We start from the raw sequence: 1,185 nt of genomic DNA, 5'->3' as shown, positions 1-1,185 counted from the left end.
GATCAGAACGGCGATCCACAAGTGGACGACGATTCTACGCCAGACGACATGAACGACGAAGATGTTGTAGACAACGACGACATCGACGGCAACGGCATGGAAGGTGGTGACGAGGATGACCACGACATCGAAACGGTAACGATCCAGACGTTCGACCTTGCGCTGACAAAAACCTTGTCTCCTGATCAGTCTTCCGACGTACGCCCGGGTGACACGATCGCTTACACGATCACAGTGATCAACCAGGGAGATATCGCTGCGGACAACGTTCTGGTGACAGACTACCTGCCTGCGGACATGAGCCTGATCTACGAAGGTGGAGTTATGGGCAACGATGACGCCGGCTGGGCAGTAGCTGCTGCCGGTATCCAGCGCACGCTGACGGTTGCTGACGGTGACCTTCCTGCGGGTGGTCTTGCTCCCGGAACGACTGCTTCAGTAGAGGTGTTCCTGACGCTTGCGAGCCCGCTTCCTGCCGGTTCCACAGTTGATAACTTTGCTGAGATCAGTGAGGCAACCGACGAGAACGGAGACGAGCAGGTAGACGAAGACTCTACGCCAGACGACATGAACGACGAAGATGTTGTAGACAACGACGACATCGACGGCAACGGCATGGAAGGTGGTGACGAGGATGACCACGATATCGAGACGGTAACGATCCAGACGTTCGACCTTGCACTGACGAAGACACTGTCTCCCGGACAGTCTGTTGATGTACGCCCAGGTGATACGATCGCTTACACGATCACGGTGATCAACCAGGGAGATATCGCTGCGGACAACGTTCTGCTGACAGACTACCTGCCTGCGGACATGAGCCTGATCTACGAAGGTGGAGTCATGGGCAACGATGATGCCGGCTGGGCAGTAGCTGCTGCTGGTATCCAGCGGACGCTGACGGTTATTGACGGTGACCTTCCTGCGGGCGGTCTTGCTCCCGGCGCGACTGCATCTGCCGAGATCTTCCTGACGCTTGCGAACCCGCTTCCTGCTGGCTCAACGATCAGCAACTTTGCTGAGATCAGTGAGGCCACCGACGAGAACGGTGACCCGCAGGTGGACGAAGACTCCACGCCGGATGACATGAACGATGAGGACGTTGTCAACGACGACGAAATCGACGGCAACGGCATGGAAGGCGGTGACGAAGACGACCACGATGTGGCGGACGTCATGGTACAG

The 1,185-nt window shown here is 57.0% G+C and carries 1 protein-coding gene; it reads left to right on the top strand.

Annotated elements, in window-relative coordinates:
- A partial coding sequence (locus tag FUA23_RS22190; RefSeq protein ID WP_147932963.1) for a DUF7507 domain-containing protein occupies nucleotides 1–1,185 on the top strand: 1,185 nt, incomplete at both ends.

Source organism: Neolewinella aurantiaca (genome assembly GCF_008014675.1).
In the GTDB taxonomy this organism is placed as follows: Bacteria; Bacteroidota; Bacteroidia; order Chitinophagales; family Saprospiraceae; genus Neolewinella; species Neolewinella aurantiaca.
Note: the sequence above shows the minus strand (reverse complement) of the source record. Positions and strands in the feature narration are given on the sequence as shown.